This is a genomic window from Soonwooa sp., assembly GCF_032062245.1.
Classification (GTDB): Bacteria; Bacteroidota; Bacteroidia; order Flavobacteriales; family Weeksellaceae; genus Soonwooa.
In genome coordinates, this window is sequence record NZ_DAMBQF010000003.1 from 57,703 (window position 1) to 75,820 (window position 18,118).

Sequence of the window (18,118 nt, forward strand, 5' to 3'; positions counted from 1 at the left end):
TTAGGAATTAGGAATTAGGAATTAGGAATTAGGAATTAGGAATTAGGAATTAGGAATTAGGAGTTAGGAGTTAGAACTTATAAGTTCTTAGAATTGGGAATTAGATATTGTGGTCACTGAGCGGAGCCGAAGTGAATTTAGAAGTTCAAATATTTACGAATGGCGAATTACGATTTTAGAATCGTAAATCATAAATCTAAAATCTGAAAAAATCAAAACAAAATAAATAAAAATGAACATAATATTAGCATCGACTTCCACATTATTTGGAGGGCAATATTTAGAATATTTAAAACCAGAATTAGAAAAACTTTTCGCGGACGTTGACGAGATTTTATTTATCCCATTTGCACGTCCAGGAGGAATTTCGCATGAAGAATACACGGCGAAAGCTGCAAGTTTTTTTTCGACAATTGGTAAAAAAGTCAGAGGACTTCATGATTTCGAAGACAAAGCCGAAGCCATCAACCAAGCAAAAGCTTACTTCACAGGAGGCGGAAATACTTTTCTATTGGTAAAGACATTACATGAAGAAGATTTGATGTCGATTTTAAAACAAAATGTAGAATCAGGGAAAGCTTATTTAGGTTGCAGCGCAGGAAGCAATATCGGTGGTGTTAATATGAAAACCACTAATGATATGCCGATCGTGTATCCGCCAAGTTTCGATTGTATGGGATTCGTTCCATTTAATATCAATCCGCATTATTTGGATCCTAATCCAGATTTGCACCACAATGGCGAAACCCGCGAAACAAGAATTTTAGAATTTCTGACGCAGAACGATCTTAAAGTTATTGGACTACGAGAAGGAAACTGGATCAGAAGAATTGACAACAAAATTACGGTTGAAGGCTCACAACTAACCCGAATATTCGAGCAAGGCAAAGAACCTTACGAAATCGAATCGGGAAGCGAGTTATAATTACAAATAATAAAAATGAAATTACAGAAAGAAATAGACTTTATATTGGCGGTTGATGCGCTAAAAAATGTTAATCGAAGAAACTATAATGCTGACGACAGTCGTCGCGAAAACACCGCTGAACATAGCTGGCAGATTATCATTTTGGCGCAGATCCTTCATCCTTACGCCAAACACAAAGAACAAATTGATTTGTTACGCGTGATCAGGATGTTGTCGATCCATGATTTGGTTGAAATTCATGCGGGAGATACTTTTATTTTCGATGAAGCTTTAATGGAAGGAAAATTCGAGCGTGAAAAAATTGCAGCACGCAAGATATTCGGAATTCTTAATGAAGATCTAGCTGAAGAATTTTATAATCTTTGGATAGAGTTTGAAGAAGAGAAAACGCATGATGCTATTTTTGCTTGTTCTATCGATCGTATTATGCCATTTATCCTTAACTCTTATACAGAAGGAAAAAGCTGGACAGAAGCTGGTGTTACCTCAGAGCAAGCGCGCAAAATTATCGAAAATGCTGTGAAGCGTTCATCAGACGAAATGGGCGAAGTTTTCGATATTCTTATTGAAAAAAACATTGCTGAAGGACGATTGAAATAAACTTATATCGGTTAGAATGAAAAACGCAAAGCCTTGGCTTTGCGTTTTTTTTATGTTTAATAAAGTCCATTGAAAAATTCTAGGAACTTAGATTCTACAGGTTCTGGAAGTTTTTGGAAAGCTTCATCGGTATAAGTTTTCTTATAATTATCATCTTTATTTTTCCAAAGTTTATAAGCTTTATTATTAAAAACAACTAAGCCCCAAGCCTTTTCTAGTGGACTTTCGACACCATTTTCATTTTGCTCGATGTTATAAAGAAAATCGCCGTTTCCGTCTTTGTCAACATCGCTGTACATCATTCGATTATTAACAAAAGAAAGCGATTTGTTAATTGGGTGGGTAAATTTTTCGGTAACAACTTTTGTGAAAGTTCCATCGGCATTTTTACGAAATTTGTCCACATAAAGCAAATCATTTTCAGCACCAACTTTGTTCTTAGAAACGACTAGGTAATTTTCCGAAGTTTTGTCATTAAGACCAATGGCATAAAGCTTTCTGTCACCCGAAAAGTCTAAATCTGCTTTGGATAAGTTTGTTGAAAAACCGTCGGTAACCGTTGTAATTTGTGAAAAGGAAAATGTTGAAGTTAGAACTCCAAATGCTAGGATTAATTTTTTCATATTAGCGTTTTTTATTAAGATAAAAATAAGCAATTAAATTTTATTTTTGTTTTAAATTTGATTTAATTATAAATTTAAACATGAAAAAAATACTATTTGCACTTTCTATTTTGGCAGCTTTTTTCTTGGGTTTTGGATTTAAAACTTTAACCGATACAAGCTGGAAGTCTGATAAAGATCTGAAACGCGTCACAGGTATTGGTGGGATTTTCTTTAAAGTTAAAGACCCGAAAGCACTTCGACAACGGTACAGCGATCATCTCGGACTTAGTGTTAACGATTATGGCTCGGTGTTCGAGTGGTATCAAGGTGCGGACAATTCTAAAAAAGGCTTTACACAATGGAGTTCTTTTAATGAAAAAACTAAGTATTTCAACCATCAGAAAAAGAATTTATGATTAATTATCGCGTGCAAAATCTTGAAAAATTAGTCGAAATTCTTAAAAAAGAAAATGTCACTATTCTTGATAAGATTGAAACCTACGATTACGGAAAATTCGTACATATTATGGATATCGAAGGTAACAAAATTGAGCTTTGGGAACCCAACGACATCGAATATGAAAAAATGGGAAACAGCATGAATTATAAAACCACAAAATAAATTTGTGGTTTTTATTTTGAGAGTTAAATACTTAATCTGTTTTTACAATTCGCATCAATATACCATGCAATCATGAGATATATTATTAAAAAAATAGGATAAGTAAAAACAGCTAAAAGGATGTAACCTTACTTCAAATGCTCCTCGTTAATAACCAAGAATATTAGATCATGTCTGAATATAAAAACTAAGAAACAAAGTGTTATAACAAGTAAAGAACCTAAAATTACGCTATAATTAAACTCTTTTGGTCTGCGTTTTCTAGTGTTTTTAACCATTTAAAATGAAGAAAAGCTAAGATAAAAAATGAAATACATATCAAACCAATTGGTTGGATAAAAAGTAGAATTTTCCCCAATATAGAAGGCTTCGTCGAGAAATTTATTTCCAAATCGTCAAGAACAATCTTATCAATTTTGAGCTGATAGTTACCGTTTTTCAAATTTTTGAGAGCGCCTTGGTTAACACTTCGGATTTCCGTGTCATTGGGCATATTGATGTTGACTTCAATTGGACCAAAGCTTTCCCAAAATTTTGACGGATAAAGCGCGTATTCAGTTTTAAATTCTCTCAAAAGTGCATAGACATTGTAGTCTGGATATCCATTATATTCTATAATTATTTCGTTTTCGCCAGCTTCAAAATTTGCAACAAAAGTGATAACGTCATCTGGCGGAATATAATAGGTGTTTGTCTGATCGAATTTCAATTCATACAATCCATCGCCGTCTTTGTCTTTAAAATTTTCTGGAAATTTCTTGATTTTAGAAGCCGTAATTGTCTTTCCATTAACGCTGATATTTTCAGAAGCAAGCATATTAATATCAACAAAAATCAAATACAATTTTTCTTTTTTTTGGAGATGAAATCAGTAAGTTATTTTGTAGTTTATTAAATAAGATTTAATGTAATCTGAGTGGTCCTGCGTAAGTTTTAAGTCAATTTTTTTCCTTAATAACAGTACAATCCTTACTTCCAAATAAAGTCGAGGTCGTCGTGCCATCAACAGTAGGTTTCGCCATATTTGCAAACAAAAAAATGTGAGAAATGAAGAATATTAAAAAGTAAAATTTGGATTCTGTCATCGATTTTGTATCTGGTTTAAAAATAAAAATATATTTCTGTTTTTAAAATTTCAGATTAAGTTTTTTAAAATTCTTTTCATCCTTAAGCTAAAATTTTTAAGTTAAAACGTTAGATTTTTTTTATATTTAAAAAAGCAAAAAATAAAAACACTAAAATGAAATTATTCCGAATTAGTTTTCTAACAATTTGTCTCTTAAGTTCTTGCTCTGATAAAGCGCAAAAGCCAGCAGTTTCAACTGAAAAAATTGTAAAACCTGCGACAACTTTAGAGAAAATTCCGTCGCAAGAAGAGATCGCGAAAATGCTTCAATTAAAGAAAGTTGAGAAAAATGTGACGTTTGATAAAGATAATTTTATTTTGCCTTTTAATATTAAAATGAAAGCCAAGAACCGTGCAGAATCTTTGTTTTTGTGGCAACTTGGCGATTTGGAATTAAATAGCGAAAGCAATAATTTTTTCAGTTTTGGTTTTGAAGATGAGTTAGAGTATAAATTTAATAATATCGATCAAGGTGCGATGAATCTTGTGTGGACAGACAAGCAAGAAGCGGTGACGATTGCAAAGGTTAAAGAGCAGTTAAAAGATGTTGATTCGATTTATTATTCTGATAACGAAAGTATTATCTATCGCGAAAGAGGTTCGGTTAACAGTATTTATTTCAAATATTTAAAAGATAAAAAAGCCTTTGCTTTATTCTTTTCGTCGAATGATCATTTTTCGTTTGAGCTGGAAATTCCTCAAAAATTAGAGTTTGCTATTAGTCAATTGTCTTTGGCTAAAAACTTTTTTAGATCTGAGCCAACAAGCTTACCAAAAGATTGGGAAGCTTACGAAAAAAGCTTGAATAGTGTAGATTTAGAAACGATTAAAGAAACAAAATCCGAACTCGCAAAAAGCTTAGAGTCTGCTAAAGAAAAGCAGTTTTCTAAATTAAAATTAATGTCAATAGAAGTGATGCCAATTGCAACGGATAGTGGAAAAGCTTGGGCTACACTTCAAAATTATTATTCTAAAAACATAAAAGATATCGACGAAAATCTCTTCCCAAATTCGGAATATTCTTTGCAAAATATAAAAATCATAAAGTCATATATTCGGAGGCAGATGCTATGATTTTGGAATTGACGGACGTTTTTGACCATGTCGCTTATGCAACAATTTTGAAAACTAAAATCCAAAATAAAGACGTGCTTCTAGCCACACAAAATATCTCCAATTGGGTTAACGATCGACATTCTAAAGAAATGGCTTATTTTTATTTATCGATGTTTCGACATTTTTGGAAGTGATAAATAATTTCCGTCTGGACTAAATTATTTTTCTATTTCCAATTTTAAAATTTCGTTGTTTGCTTCTCCATTTGCATAAATGATTCGAACATTTAATCCATCATGGAAAACATTACTATGATTTCCTCCAAAATGACTGAATTCGGAGATTGCATTATCATAATATTCAAAATGAATTGAATCAACATCAAAACTTTCGAAGCTAGTTTTTCCTTTGTGACCTCTAGTGAAATTGGATATTTTCCCTTCTACTACTTTTCTTTCGCTAGAATTAATAAATTCAATTAACCTTTGTTGACTATCGTCTTTTGCGAAAAAACGTGTATGAATATACATTGGCAAAGTAATAAGGATAAATATTCCTACTATGAACAAATAGAATTTCTTTTCGAAGTTTGATTTTTTAAATTTTAATATAATTAAAAAAACGAAAATGGAAATTAGCAAAGCAATAAATAATACAATATCTGAAGAAATTGAATTGCTTGGTGTGTCAAGAAATGACCAGTAAGTTTCATATTTCATATTGTTTTGAAGGTGTTTTTGCGATCTTACTTAATCTAATTCGCTATAATTATTACGTATTTTTTGCTTTATCTAGATCTTAAAATCTTAAATCCTCTCTAACTCATCTGCGCTAATCACTGTTTTGAAAGTTCCGTAATTAACCGTGATTTTATTCTTGTTAATCATTTCGATGGTTCCGACGCTGGTGCTTCCTGAGATGCGAACACGTTGCCCGATTTTCAACCAAAGTGCACGTTCTTTTTGACGCTTTTCTTCGATTTTTTCATTGGTTTCAGCAATCTTTTCAATGACTTCTTCTTTCTTCAGTTGTTGCGTAATTTTACGTTTTACAACTTGCAGACGCTTGGATTCATCTTTATCGGCGCCAACTTTTCGGAATTTTTCTTGTTCCAAAAGTTTAACAAAATCTTTAACGATATCTTTACGAGATTTTCCTTTCGTATAGCTGTCAATAAAAGCTTCGACTTTGTTTCCGAATTGCAATTTGCGATGTTCATCTTCGTACAATTTTTGAAAGTTAAACAACTTTTGTTGCAATTGTTCATTCAGTTTGTGAAGATTATCACGTTTGTCTTCAACAGATTCTTTTCGAGTTGTAAGGTCAGATTTTAGTTTTTCGACTTCATATTTTTCTTGTTGAAGTTTTACAATCGTTTTGTCAAGATTAACGATGTCGTGCTCAACTTTCTTTTTCGCATTATGAATGATGAATCTCGGAATTCTATTTTTCTCCGCAACTTCGAAAGTAAACGAACTTCCCGCTTGTCCGATTTCCAATTTGTACATCGGCTCCAAAGTTTCTTCATCGAAAAGCATTGCCGCATTCATCGCGTGTGGAAGTTGCTCGACAACCAATTTGATGTTGGTATAGTGCGTTGTGATAATCGCATAACTTCCTTTTTCGTAGAAAAATTCTAGAAAAGCTTCTGCCAAAGCACCACCCAATTCTGGATCGGATCCTGTCCCAAATTCGTCGATTAACAATAACGTATTGTCGTTGGCTTCGCGAATGATGCTCGCCATTTTTTTGAGTCGAGAAGAGTAGGTCGAAAGATGATTTTCAATCGATTGGTTATCGCCGATGTCCGTCATTAATTTATCAAAGAAAAACATCTCCGACTTTGGATGAACAGGAACCAAAATCCCTGTCTGGATCATCAACTGAAGTAAACCTAAGGTTTTTAACGTAATCGACTTTCCGCCAGCATTTGGACCAGAAATACAAATGATACGATTCTTCTCAGAAAGTTCTAAAGTCTGCGAATATATCTCTTTGTTTTCGGCTTTGTTTCTTAACCAAAGTAAAGGATGGAAAGCGTTAATCAGTTTTAAACTTTTATGACGATTAATTTTTGGTAAAACACCATTAATGATTTTTGCAAACCTTGCTTTTGCACGGATGATGTCGAGGTCAAAAATATAAGTCTGATAATCCTCTAATTGCGGCTGAAACTCTGCAAGTTCGGCGGTTAGCTTTCTAAGAATTTTGTCAATTTCTTTTTTCTCTAATTCTTCATTTTCACGAAGACGAAACTGATGTTTAACAACACTTTCTGGCTGAATGTAAGTGATAGAACCTGTTTTGGAAACGCCTAATGTACGACCAGCAACTCTTTTTTTATAACCAGATTTAACTGCTAAAACGCGTTGGTCATCGATAATACTTTCACGAATATCATCCAAAAAATCACCTTGCGCAAGCGAAGATAATGCGCGATTAAAATTCTCCTGAATGGCTTTTCTGGCATGTTGAATTTCGCCTCGAATTGTTTTTAAATCCGTTGATGCATCACTTTTAACTTCTCCAAAACGATTAAAAACTTTTGCGATTTTATCAATGATTTCTTTTCTAAAATCTAAATCTTTAACATCATTATTAAGATTTGGAAAAACGTCGATCAACTTTGGAAAGTAATTTTGAAGCTTGCCAACTTGCTCTGTTAAGTTTTTGATTTTGATAAAAGCATGATTTTCTAATCGATAATTCTCGATGTGCATCACTTTTAACGCATCTTCGATATCTTCATACTCATCAAAAGGAATCGCGTTTTCGCTTTCGTAAGAACTTAAGAATTCGGATGTTTTTTTTAATGACAATTCGGCTTCATCAATAGACATTGGTTGAAGCTCGAGGATTTTTTCGGATATTTTGGGAGAGTAGGCGAGTGGCGCGATTTCGGCCAACAAGCGCGGAAACTCTAATTCTTGTAAATTTTCTTGACTGACTTGCACACGACAAAGATAAGAAATTGAAGTGATAGATATTATGTAATAGGTTTCAGGTATTAGGTGGCAGTTTGTAAATCAAAGTTAGCAGAAGATGTAACTGCTGCATTTTCCATCACATAATAATATCGAGAACCAGCTCTGTCACCGTCATAGAAATATAAACTATGTGTTTGCGCTGCATTGTAAACCGAACCTGTTAAACGAACTCTCAGATCATTGTTAACTTGCTTGTCATAACTAATTTTTGCGTAGACTGAAGGACTTGTTCAACCTGTAGTATTTTGGTTAAATCGGCCGTTGGTAACAGCCGCCATTCCTAAAAAGCCATTTTTTTAATATGTCTTAAATGATTGTGTATAGAAGTACAAAGAAATATGGATGTTAATTGAAGAAAAAGTATTCATTAGTCGATGAATAGGACTTTTGAGTGACAAAAATCAAGGTTTGGGAACTCTGTTTTGATGAGAAAAATTGTAATTAATAGAATTGAATTTTCATAATGAAATCAATGACATCGGCAAAATGAATAGGTGTAAAACTAGTGTCTATTTCTAATCTCACATTTTAAAAATAAAAAAGCCCATTTGTTTAAAAATAGGCTTTGTAATTTATTTGTTGATTTGATTGGTTTCGTTAAGGTTGTTAAAGATATCTGGGAAAAGTGCGGCTATCGCAAAGTATACAATTATCATTAATACAATAACTACAAACAAAACAATAACAAATATTGGAGGTTTATTTTTTAGATTTTTCATAATATAAAGTTTTGATGTACTAAATATTGATGCAAAAATCATTCTTATTTTGTATTTGTTTTAAATAAACGAATAAGTTTTAAAATATTTTAATTAAGAACTTGTAAAAAAGTTTTGAGTGTAAAAACAAAAAAAAGCAAACATTAAAAATGCTTGCTTTTAGTACTCGGAGTGGGAATCGAACCCACACTCCTAGGAACACGAGTTTGAGTCGTGCGCGTCTACCAATTCCGCCATCCGAGCGTTGTATTGAGGTGTGCAAATATACAAATATTTCGTTTTAGTAAAAATGTTTTCCGTGTTTTTTTAATTTGTAGATTCTATTTATTTGAAAATCAATTTCAAAAATTTAAAATTCTATTTCCAATCCATCATAAGCAGGCTGGATATGTGACGGAAGTTCGGCTACCAAATCATCATGAAATCCTAAAAGATGAGAAATATGTGTCAAATAAGTCATTTTTGGGTTTAATTCTTTCACTAATTCTAAAACTTCTGGTAAGATAAAATGCGAATGATGTGGTTGTTCCTTACGAAGACAATTAATAATGAAAAAATCAAGATTTTTAAGCTTTTCTTTTTCGATATCAGAGATGTGACTCGCATCTGTAACATAAGCCATATTACGAAGTTTGTAACCTAAAATAGGCAATGCAGAATGCATCACATCAATACTTGTAATTGCTTCTCCAAAAACTTCGAAATGCTCAGTCGCTCTTTCGATAATAAATGACGGCGATCCTGGATACTTTTCTTCTGCAAAAGCATACGGAAAACGGAATTTAATTTCTTTACCAACACGCTCTTGACAATAAAGAGGCATTTCCATTTTATTTTTAAAAATGAGAGGGCGTAGATCATCCAATCCGATAATATGGTCATTATGTTCGTGCGTAATAAGTACGGCGTCCACTTGTTCTTCGTGATTCGCAAGCATCTGTTGGCGAAAATCTGGGCCGCAATCGATAAGGATTTTCTTGTCATTATCAAGTGTGATAATAACCGACGCCCGAAGGCGTTTATCGTTAGGATTTGTCGATAAACAGACAGGATGATGACTTCCTATAATAGGGATTCCTTGGGAAGTTCCGGTGCCTAAAAATTTAAGCCGCATTCGTTAGATTTGGATTTATTTTGGTAAATTTACAAAAAATTCTACATGTCTGTTATTCATCAAAAATTAACACCAAAACAAAAAGCTTTAGCAATTAATTTAGATAGTTCAATTTACGGAACTTTTGCGGAAATTGGAGCGGGACAAGAGACAGTAAGATATTTTTTCCGTGCTGGGGCGGCATCACAAACAATCGCAAAAGCCATGTCGGCATACGATAAAGATTTTAGTGACGCTATTTATGGAAAAGAAACTAAAAACCGCTACGTAACTCAAAATCGTCTTCGCAAGATGCTTCGTTATGAAGTAGGCTTGGTGGAAGAGCGTATTTCTCGAGACAACAATCCAGGGAAAAAATTCTTTTCCTACGCCAATACTGTAACAACCATCAATTTTGATAAAACCATGAAAGGTCATGGTTGGGTGGGTATTCGTTATCAATTGTCAGAAAATGAAGATTATAACGAAATTGTTATTCATGTGAAATTCAATGACAATGATGCGACTTTGCAACAAGAGACTTTGGGTGCTTTGGGTGTTAACTTGATATATGGCGCTTTTTATTATGCTGACAATCCGAGAAGATTGATCGATTCGCTTTATGACGAATTATCGACAGACCGCGTGGAGATTGATATGATTGACTTTAGTGGACCATGTTTCGAATATGTTGATAATCGATTGATGAGTTTGCAATTGGTGAAAAAAGGCATGACCGATGCAGTTATTTTTAATTCGGAAGGTAACAATATGCTGCCAGCAGATATTCTTTATAAGAAAAATATTTTCGCAGTTAGAGGAAGCTTTAGACCAGTTACAAAAGTGAACATCGATATGTTTGTCAATGGACTTGATATGTTCCTAAAAGACGTTGGTTGTACCAATGAAGATACACAAGTTCTTTTTGAAATTACCATCGCAAACCTACGTGCATACGGTGATATTGACGAAAGAGATTTTCTAGATAGGGTGGATGTTTTGGCTAAGTTAGGTTATACGATTATGATATCTAACTTCTCAGAATATTACAGAATGGTTGATTATTTCTCAGCCTATACCAATCAGAATATTGGTGTAGCGATGGGCGTTAACAATCTTTTGGATGTTTTTGATGAAGAGTATTACAAAAATTTATCAGGCGGAATTTTGGAGGCTTTTGGAAAGTTCTTCAAAAAAGATATGCGCGTATATCTATATCCGTACAAAGATGCTACAACAGGCGATTTACTGACTTCCGAGAATTTGAAAGTCCAGTCAAATCTAAAAGAACTTTACAAATATTTTAAACTAAATAAGAGAATTGTTGACATCAAAGATTACAATCCTCAGTTTTTAGAAATCTATTCGAGAGACGTTCTCAAAAAAATCAATTGTCACGAATGCGGTTGGGAAGAGCAGTTGCCTAAAGGTGTTGCCGAAATCATTAAAGACCGAGGGATGTTTGGTTACAAAGAGGTGAGTCTTATCGATTAATATTATTAAATATGAACGAATTAAAAAAACGTGCAGGTCTAATTTTGGACGCGCCAGATGCAGATACAAATTCTAAATTATTAAAAATCTGCCAACTTCTTGATCAAGAGGTTGACTATTACAATTGGACGGGCTTCTATTTTAGAAATGGTGAAAAAGAAGAATTGATTCTTGGACCTTATGTTGGTGCAGAAACTGATCACACAATTATTCCGTTTGGGAAAGGGATTTGTGGGCAAGTTGCCGTTTCTGGAGAGACTTTCGTGGTTCCAGATGTACATGCGCAAGACAATTATCTGTCATGTTCGATTGATACAAAATCCGAAATCGTTGTTCCGATCTTTAAAGACGGAAAAAACATTGGCCAAATCGACATCGACAGTCACAAGATTGATCCTTTCACAAAGGCCGACGAAGAGCTTTTGCAATGGATTTGCGAGAAAGTTGCCGAGATTATTTAATCATAATTTTTGAGGCATGGATTTACAAATTGCCATCAATATCGAGACTTCTAAGTTTTACGCAATTATAGAATATTTGCAAAAAAGTTCTTGGAAATTGATTTGTTAATACAGTCATTTGGCTTTTGATAAAGGCGTTGATTTCGATTTTTATCAGTTTAAAAAAGATCAAGAAGAAATCTTATTCGCTTGGTCGAATTGGTTTGAAGGTGAAATAAAATCTTTGTCACATATTTTGGAAAATCTTTCCAACGAATTTGATTTTAAACTCCGCTTTGGAGAAGCAGAATATCTCAACAATGACAACATTATCGAAGAAATGAAATCTGTACTAAGTTTTCATTGGATTTAATCTTACATAAAAAACAAAAAGGCTAACCTGGAAAATTAGCCTTTTGTTTTGGAAATTGTTCAAAAAATATTTATTTACCAAATACTTGTAAAACTATTTTTCCGTTGTATTATAAATAAAATCACAACAGTCAAATTATTTATTATGAAACTAAAATCTCAACTTTTTTTACCAGTTTTTTATTACTTGTTTTAAGTTCTTGCTCCACCAAATATGTGACGCCAGGCGGCGATGTCAAATTTTCGGAATTGGCGGACGAAGACATTTCTAAAGTTTTGTCTAACAAACCAACAGCTGAATTTCCCGTAACGATTGCCATTGCAAGAATCCAAGCGCCGAGATATTCTAATTATCGTTATTCTCAAAATGAAAATCAAGCCAATAATGGAAATTTTACGATAATCTTGACACGAGATGCAAACGAGGAAAAACAAATTCAAGAGATTGAAAAACTGCAAGGCATCAAACAGATTTCACCATTCAACAGATTGTTGCTTCCTTATAATTATAGAACGATAAAAGATTTGCGTTTGGCTGCTGCAAAAATGAAAGCACAAATGCTCTTAGTTTACACGTTTGATACAGAATTTTCTGTCGATGCAAAGAATTTTGGACCTCAAAATGTTTTTGCTTTGGGCTACCTTAAAAACAAAGAAGTGAAAGTGAGAACGACCTCTTCTGCGGCTTTGTTTGATGTGCATACAGAATATTTATACGGTTTGACAGAAGCAACGGATGAAGTTGAGAAAAAATCTTATATTTGGAAAGAAAATCAAGATGTAGATAATCTGCGATTAGAATCCGAAAACAAATCGCTTGAAAAACTATCCAAAGAAATTGTAAAAATCTGGGACGGAATTTATCTAGAGTATAAAAAGTAGTTTGATTTAAATTCTCTTTACTTACTTTTTAAAACCTCCGAAACCAAGTTTTGATAATAATCTCCGATGTGCGCAATTCGGGTGCCGTACCAAGAAAAAGCTTCGCCATCAACAATTTTGATGATTTTGTTGGGATAAATTTTCTGAAGTTCTTCGACGTGCTTTTCTTTAAAAGGATAAGGTTCTGAAGACAGAAAAATAACATCAGCATCCGCCAAATCTGTTAGCTCAAAACTTGGATAACGTTTTTGATTGGCGAAGAAATTTTCGAAACCGATGTCTTGTAAAACATGATGAATAAAAGTGTCGCGACCAATGCTCATAAAAGGATCTTTCCAAATAAGATAAGCGACTTTTAGTTTGGTTTTAGCTTTTTCAAAATTAAATTGCTCCTGAATTTTAAGATTGAATTGTTGTGCAACTTCTTTTTTGTTAAGTAAATTTCCGAGGTTTTTTAGCAAATAATAATTGTCTTCCAAAGTTTCGACGTGCGTGACAATCACTTTGTGCGTTTGCATTAATTCTTCGACTTGCTCTTTAACGTTTTCCTCTTTGTTGGCGAGGATGATGTCGGGGTTTAGAGATTTTATCTTTTCAATATTAATGTTTTTGGTTCCGCCAATTATCGCAACATCTTGGACTTTATTTTTGGGATGAACACAGAATTTTGTTCTGCCAACAACCTCTTCGGAAGTCAATCCAAAATCAAACAAAATCTCTGTCAACGACGGTACCAAGGACACAATTCTCATAACTCAATATTAAAAAGAAACTCCATCAAAAATAAACCTTTTGATAGAGTTTTTATTGTTTTAATTAAAATTGTGACAATTCTTTACATAAAACTTTCAACGAATTTTACCCGAATTGACGATTTATAATTAATCTTCTTTTTTAGTGGTCTTTTTAGTTGCAGGTTTTTTAGCTGGTTTTTCTTCAGCATCCTCAGTTTTTTCAGTTGCTTTTTTAGTCGTTTTTTTAGCTGGTTTTTCCTCAGCTGCTGGCGCTTCTTCTACAACTTCCTCAACTTTTACAAAGCTTTCTGGTGTAATGTAACCCGCTTTTTGCAAAAGATTATACCATTGCGCTAATTTTTTGATATCAGACTCGTATACTCTTTCTGTATCGTAGTTAGGAAGCGATTCTTCCATAAAAGTCTTAAGCTCGTCACTTTTTGACTTGTGGTTAATCGTTTGTTTGAAATCGTATTTTTTAGCAATATTTTCAAATACTTCAAATAACGGAACTTCTTTATCAAAAGTGAACATCGCGATATTGTCTAGCAAGCTAACTTGGCTAGAGTTTGAGATGCTAACTTTCTTTTTAGTTGTGATATCTTCAACAATAAATCCATTTCTTAATTGAGAAACTAATTTGAAAAGTCCTGGTTTTCCTGAGATTGAAATTATTTTTTCTAACTGCATTGTTTCAATGTTTAGTCGTTGTTTATTTTTTTCTTATTTATTTTAAATTATTTCGGGAAGCGCATTTTGTAGTTAACGCCTACATCGCCGTTAGCGATTTTTTGTAGTTTTCCTTTTACCAATTTCTTTTTTAGTGCGCTTAGGTGATCCGTGAAAAGTATGCCCTCGATATGGTCGTACTCATGTTGAATAACGCGCGCACGAATATCCGAAAAAGTATCGATATGTTTTACAAAATTTTCATCAAAATATTCAATTTTGATAGTTTCTTTGCGTTTTACATCTTCTCTAACTTCCGGAATCGATAGACAACCTTCGTTGAATTTCCATTCTTCACCGCTTTCTTCAAGGATTTTTGCATTGATAAATACTTTTTTGAAAGTCTTAAGTTCTTCCGCAATATCTTCGTAATCTTCGTCGTCCGCAAGTGGCGTAATGTCCACGATAAAAAGTCTAATGTCCAAGCCGATTTGGGGCGCAGCAAGGCCAATGCCGTTAGCACCATTCATGGTTTCGAACATATTGTCTATCAAAGTCTGTAACTCAGGATAATCTTTGTCGATATCGTGAGCCACTTTTCTTAATATTGAATCGCCAAAGGCGCGTATTGGTAAAATCATTGTTGATCTAAAAAATTTTGCAAAATTATGGTTGCACTTACACGGTCTATAAGACCTTTTTCTTGTCTTTGTTTTTTATTTTTTCCGCTTTGACTTATAAAAAATGAAGCCATTTTGGAAGTAAAACGCTCATCCAAACGATATACTTTTTTATCAGGAAATTCAGTTTCAAAAACTTTCAAAAACTGCTGAATTTCCCTTTCTATTTCAGAAAGTTGTCCTTTGAGGTCGGTTGGTAAGCCAATAACAACCGCTTCTACATTATTCTTGCTGAAATAATCCTTTAGGAAAACGATCAACTTTGGCGTTTCCACAGTCGTTAGCACACTTGCGATAATTTTGGCATCATCGGTGGCAGCGAGTCCTGTTCTTACTTTTCCGTAGTCAATTGCGAGGATTTGTCCCATAGGTTTGCAAATTTACGAAAAATTTTAGGCTTTGAAAATTGTTTTAAAAGAGAAATGAATTTCAGAATTAGATTTAGTATTTTTGCCCTAGATATTTGTAAATAATGGCTTTAGATATTATAAATCTGACGAAGAAATTTGGTGACCAAGTGGCACTTAATGATGTTAATATTTTAATTAATAAAAACGAAATTATCGGACTTCTCGGTCCAAATGGTGCAGGAAAATCAACGCTGATGAAGTCTATTGTTGGCGCTTTGAAGATTGATGAAGGTCAAATTTTATTGGATCAAAAAGACATTACAACGCACGATATCGAAAGCAAAAAAAAGATTGGTTTTCTCCCAGAAAATAATCCACTTTATCAAGAAATGTTCGTTAAAGAATATCTTCAGTTTGTGGGGAACATCCACGGAATCAAAAAAAATAGAGTAGACGAGGTTGTTGAATTGGTTGGGATAACACCGGAAAAATCGAAAAAAATAAGTCAACTTTCTAAAGGTTACAAACAGCGTGTTGGCCTTGCACAAGCGATTCTTCATCAACCAGACTTATTGATTTTGGATGAACCTACCAACGGATTAGATCCTAACCAAATTGTTGAAATCCGAAATGTAATTAAAGAAATTGGGAAAGAAAAAACTGTTATTTTATCAACACACATCATGCAAGAAGTGGAAGCGCTTTGCTCACGCGTGATTTTGATTCATAAAGGAAATATCATTCAAGATTCGCCAATCTCGGAATTCAAAGGGAAATACGAAAGTCTCGAACAGGCTTTCCAAAGTTATACAGAAGCCAAACAATAAGAATAAAAGAAGCGCGATGTCCTTGGACATCGCGCTTTTATTTTATTATTAAGCTTGTAATTCTTCAACAAGTTTTTCGACTTTGTCAATATATTTTCCATAATAATATTGAAACCAGAATTTTCCTAAAAGCCATAAAAATAGAAGTCCTGCCAAGATTGATCCAACAAAATAAATGGCTAATGCTAAGTCGGGCAAATCTCTAGATTTTGGAATAGATTCTATAACGATAATCATTTCGCCAACCAAAAATGGAACGAAGCTGATGTAGAACGACAGATAATATTGCTTGTTAAGATTAAACTGTGTCAACAAGTCTTTTAATGATGTTAAAGTTTCTAATTCGGGATTGGTGATTTCTTTATAAAGTTTGAAAAATTTAGAATAGAAAAAGAAGGTAACCACAGTCATCGCTGCTACCAAAATTTCTAAATACAATCGGAATCTAAATGGCATTTGGATTCCCCAAATTGCAACCAACACAAAAGCTAAAAGTATTACGGTTGACCAAAACTCCCAACGCATATTCCGACGGATTTTTTCTAAAGGTAGATTTAGGCTTTTTCTTTGTTCTAGGCTGACTTCAGGCGTATTTTGGCTTTCGTCATTATCCCAAATATTTTTTAGTTCATCTATATTCATTTCTTTGTAATTTATGGATTAGATAAAATGTCTTTTAATTTATTTTTTGCACGATTCATTTTTACGCGGACGTTGCCCTCGGAGATTCCCATTTGTTGTGCAATATCTTTTCCCGAAAAATCTTCGAGATAATAAAAGATAAAAGCTTTATCGATAGGATTAAGTTGTTGGATGGCTTCGTACATTTTTTGAAGTTTCTCTTCTTTTTCGTGGTTGTAATCTTCTTGTTCAATTTTAAAATTTGAGACTTCTGCATTGTCGATAAAGCTTCTTCTTTTCTCTGATTTTAAAAATACAATAGCGGTGTTAAGCGCCACACGATAGAGCCAAGTCGAAAATTCGCTTTCGCCTTTAAAACTCGAAAAAGCCTTCCAAACCTGAAATGTAATCTCTTGGAAAAGATCTTCTTGATCTTCCCGATTGTCCATATACATTTTCGAAATTTTGAAAATGATGCCTTTATGCTTGTCGATTTTTTGTAAAAACTCAGATTCTAGAGTTGTCATTTATTTTAGTTCTCACAAGGTTAGTGACTGATTCTTTAAAATGTTACAAAAAAATAATATTATTTTTTCGAGGCTCGAATTTGATAATTGTCAATTTAGTTTTAAAATATTAGATTTGTATCACATCAAAGATAAAATTATGAAAAGAACACTTTTAGCATTGGCTGTAGTCAGCTTAGTTGCTTGTAAGAAAAATGATGATGCTAACGCAAAAACTTCCACTTCGGTAGGTGACGTTGTCAGCGGTGCAAAAACCCTCAACAACTTATCAGCATCTATGGATGATATCGAGAAAAAAATGAAAGAGTTGAAAACAACAGCTCCAGCAACTAATGATGAGCTAAAGTCTATTCTGCCAACAACCGCACTAGGTTTAGCAAGAACCGAAATAAGAGTAGGAGATAGCTCTATGATGGGTTTAGCTTCGGCAGATGCAAAGTATAGCGACAACGCAGATAAGTATGTTGAGATTAGCATTGTTGACGGCGCAGGCGAAGCTGGGAGCGGTATGCTTGCTATGTTGATGATGGCGCTAAAAGCAGAATCAGAAAAAACAGATGCTGAAGGTTATGAGAAAACAACCAATTTTAATAACGTACGTGCAAGCGTTTCTGAGAAGAAAAATGGAGAAATTATGGAATCGGAAATTCAGTATCTTGTTAAAGACCGTTATGCAATAAAGATACAAGGCGAAGGTTATACACTCGATCAGCTAAAAGCTGTCATGAGTGAGATTAATACATCTTTATTAAAATAAGCTAAAGCTTCCGAAAGGAAGTTTTTTTG

23 protein-coding genes and 1 tRNA gene are annotated in these 18,118 nt (G+C 33.6%); 12 read left to right on the top strand and 12 right to left on the bottom strand.

Annotation, left to right across the window (positions count from 1 at the left end; all coding sequences use genetic code 11):
• Nucleotides 1-232 precede the first annotated feature (232 nt).
• Together pepE and RT037_RS03010 are read left to right on the top strand one after the other, a co-directional pair.
• On the top strand, nucleotides 233-925 hold the full coding sequence (gene pepE / locus RT037_RS03005) for a dipeptidase PepE (protein WP_312324726.1): 693 nt from the start codon (nucleotides 233-235) through the stop codon (nucleotides 923-925).
• Between the two features lie 15 nt (nucleotides 926-940).
• Nucleotides 941-1,528, top strand: a complete 588-nt coding sequence (locus RT037_RS03010; RefSeq protein ID WP_312324727.1) for an HD domain-containing protein — start codon at nucleotides 941-943, stop codon at nucleotides 1,526-1,528.
• 56 nt (nucleotides 1,529-1,584) lie between these two features.
• Here the strand turns inward: RT037_RS03010 and RT037_RS03015 are convergent, their stop codons facing one another.
• The gene (locus RT037_RS03015; RefSeq protein ID WP_313028060.1) at nucleotides 1,585-2,151 is read right to left on the bottom strand and encodes a hypothetical protein; all 567 of its coding nucleotides are present in this window, start codon (nucleotides 2,149-2,151) and stop codon (nucleotides 1,585-1,587) included.
• Between the two features lie 80 nt (nucleotides 2,152-2,231).
• Between RT037_RS03015 and RT037_RS03020 the strand changes: the two genes are divergently transcribed.
• Together RT037_RS03020 and RT037_RS03025 are read left to right on the top strand one after the other, a co-directional pair.
• Nucleotides 2,232-2,549 (top strand): hypothetical protein, encoded by a 318-nt coding sequence (locus RT037_RS03020; protein ID WP_313028062.1) that lies wholly within the window; start codon nucleotides 2,232-2,234, stop codon nucleotides 2,547-2,549.
• Nucleotides 2,546-2,755 (top strand): hypothetical protein, encoded by a 210-nt coding sequence (locus RT037_RS03025; RefSeq protein WP_313028063.1) that lies wholly within the window; start codon nucleotides 2,546-2,548, stop codon nucleotides 2,753-2,755. Before RT037_RS03020 ends, RT037_RS03025 begins: the two co-directional genes overlap by 4 nt.
• Nucleotides 2,756-2,981: 226 nt before the next feature.
• On the opposite strand, the gene RT037_RS03030 is transcribed toward RT037_RS03025, so the two are convergent.
• On the bottom strand, nucleotides 2,982-3,599 hold the full coding sequence (locus RT037_RS03030; protein ID WP_313028064.1) for a hypothetical protein: 618 nt from the start codon (nucleotides 3,597-3,599) through the stop codon (nucleotides 2,982-2,984).
• Nucleotides 3,600-3,995: 396 nt separating this feature from the next.
• Here RT037_RS03030 and RT037_RS03035 point away from each other — a divergent pair, with 396 nt between their 5' ends.
• Both RT037_RS03035 and RT037_RS03040 read left to right on the top strand, forming a co-directional pair.
• Entirely contained in the window at nucleotides 3,996-4,955 is a 960-nt protein-coding gene (locus tag RT037_RS03035; protein ID WP_313028065.1) for a hypothetical protein, read from the top strand.
• Entirely contained in the window at nucleotides 4,952-5,131 is a 180-nt protein-coding gene (locus tag RT037_RS03040) for a hypothetical protein (RefSeq protein ID WP_313028066.1), read from the top strand. The genes RT037_RS03035 and RT037_RS03040 overlap by 4 nt, the downstream gene beginning before the upstream one ends.
• A 24-nt stretch (nucleotides 5,132-5,155) precedes the next feature.
• On the opposite strand, the gene RT037_RS03045 is transcribed toward RT037_RS03040, so the two are convergent.
• The 4 genes from RT037_RS03045 to RT037_RS03060 all read right to left on the bottom strand — a co-directional run bounded on the left by RT037_RS03045 (nucleotide 5,156) and on the right by RT037_RS03060 (nucleotide 9,757).
• Entirely contained in the window at nucleotides 5,156-5,506 is a 351-nt protein-coding gene (locus RT037_RS03045) for a hypothetical protein (protein ID WP_312323899.1), read from the bottom strand.
• A 237-nt stretch (nucleotides 5,507-5,743) separates the two neighbouring features.
• Entirely contained in the window at nucleotides 5,744-7,891 is a 2,148-nt protein-coding gene (locus RT037_RS03050; RefSeq protein WP_313028067.1) for an endonuclease MutS2, read from the bottom strand.
• Between the two features lie 915 nt (nucleotides 7,892-8,806).
• A tRNA-Leu gene (locus RT037_RS03055) sits at nucleotides 8,807-8,886 on the bottom strand.
• A 106-nt stretch (nucleotides 8,887-8,992) separates the two neighbouring features.
• Nucleotides 8,993-9,757, bottom strand: coding sequence for an MBL fold metallo-hydrolase (locus RT037_RS03060; protein ID WP_312323825.1), 765 nt, complete (start codon nucleotides 9,755-9,757; stop codon nucleotides 8,993-8,995).
• A gap of 45 nt (nucleotides 9,758-9,802) precedes the next feature.
• Here RT037_RS03060 and RT037_RS03065 point away from each other — a divergent pair, with 45 nt between their 5' ends.
• From RT037_RS03065 to RT037_RS03080, 4 genes are all read left to right on the top strand, one after another.
• The gene (locus RT037_RS03065) at nucleotides 9,803-11,230 is read left to right on the top strand and encodes a TonB-dependent receptor (RefSeq protein WP_313028068.1); all 1,428 of its coding nucleotides are present in this window, start codon (nucleotides 9,803-9,805) and stop codon (nucleotides 11,228-11,230) included.
• A gap of 11 nt (nucleotides 11,231-11,241) precedes the next feature.
• On the top strand, nucleotides 11,242-11,691 hold the full coding sequence (locus RT037_RS03070; protein ID WP_312323822.1) for a GAF domain-containing protein: 450 nt from the start codon (nucleotides 11,242-11,244) through the stop codon (nucleotides 11,689-11,691).
• Between the two features lie 118 nt (nucleotides 11,692-11,809).
• Nucleotides 11,810-12,043 (top strand): hypothetical protein, encoded by a 234-nt coding sequence (locus tag RT037_RS03075; protein WP_313028071.1) that lies wholly within the window; start codon nucleotides 11,810-11,812, stop codon nucleotides 12,041-12,043.
• A gap of 215 nt (nucleotides 12,044-12,258) precedes the next feature.
• Complete coding sequence (locus RT037_RS03080) at nucleotides 12,259-12,924, top strand: hypothetical protein (RefSeq protein ID WP_313028073.1); 666 nt, start codon at nucleotides 12,259-12,261, stop codon at nucleotides 12,922-12,924.
• 17 nt (nucleotides 12,925-12,941) lie between these two features.
• Here RT037_RS03080 and RT037_RS03085 read toward each other — a convergent pair whose 3' ends face one another.
• The 4 genes from RT037_RS03085 to ruvX all read right to left on the bottom strand — a co-directional run bounded on the left by RT037_RS03085 (nucleotide 12,942) and on the right by ruvX (nucleotide 15,375).
• Nucleotides 12,942-13,676, bottom strand: a complete 735-nt coding sequence (locus RT037_RS03085) for a helical backbone metal receptor (protein WP_313028075.1) — start codon at nucleotides 13,674-13,676, stop codon at nucleotides 12,942-12,944.
• Nucleotides 13,677-13,805: 129 nt separating this feature from the next.
• A complete protein-coding gene (locus RT037_RS03090; protein ID WP_313028077.1) occupies nucleotides 13,806-14,348 on the bottom strand; it encodes a DUF5606 domain-containing protein in 543 nt (180 codons plus the stop codon).
• 47 nt (nucleotides 14,349-14,395) lie between these two features.
• Nucleotides 14,396-14,968 (bottom strand): peptide deformylase, encoded by a 573-nt coding sequence (def, locus tag RT037_RS03095; protein WP_312322341.1) that lies wholly within the window; start codon nucleotides 14,966-14,968, stop codon nucleotides 14,396-14,398.
• Nucleotides 14,965-15,375, bottom strand: coding sequence for a Holliday junction resolvase RuvX (gene ruvX, locus RT037_RS03100; RefSeq protein ID WP_312322340.1), 411 nt, complete (start codon nucleotides 15,373-15,375; stop codon nucleotides 14,965-14,967). The genes def and ruvX overlap by 4 nt, the downstream gene beginning before the upstream one ends.
• 104 nt (nucleotides 15,376-15,479) lie before the next feature.
• On the opposite strand from ruvX, the gene RT037_RS03105 reads away from it, so the two are divergent.
• Nucleotides 15,480-16,184, top strand: coding sequence for an ATP-binding cassette domain-containing protein (locus RT037_RS03105; RefSeq protein WP_313028080.1), 705 nt, complete (start codon nucleotides 15,480-15,482; stop codon nucleotides 16,182-16,184).
• Between the two features lie 48 nt (nucleotides 16,185-16,232).
• On the opposite strand, the gene RT037_RS03110 is transcribed toward RT037_RS03105, so the two are convergent.
• Nucleotides 16,233-16,826, bottom strand: a complete 594-nt coding sequence (locus RT037_RS03110; protein ID WP_313028082.1) for a hypothetical protein — start codon at nucleotides 16,824-16,826, stop codon at nucleotides 16,233-16,235.
• Between the two features lie 11 nt (nucleotides 16,827-16,837).
• A complete protein-coding gene (locus tag RT037_RS03115; protein WP_312322335.1) occupies nucleotides 16,838-17,332 on the bottom strand; it encodes an RNA polymerase sigma factor in 495 nt (164 codons plus the stop codon).
• Between the two features lie 139 nt (nucleotides 17,333-17,471).
• Between RT037_RS03115 and RT037_RS03120 the strand changes: the two genes are divergently transcribed.
• Nucleotides 17,472-18,089: a hypothetical protein gene (locus RT037_RS03120; protein ID WP_313028084.1), complete on the top strand. Its 618-nt coding sequence runs from the start codon at nucleotides 17,472-17,474 to the stop codon at nucleotides 18,087-18,089.
• Nucleotides 18,090-18,118 lie beyond the last annotated feature (29 nt).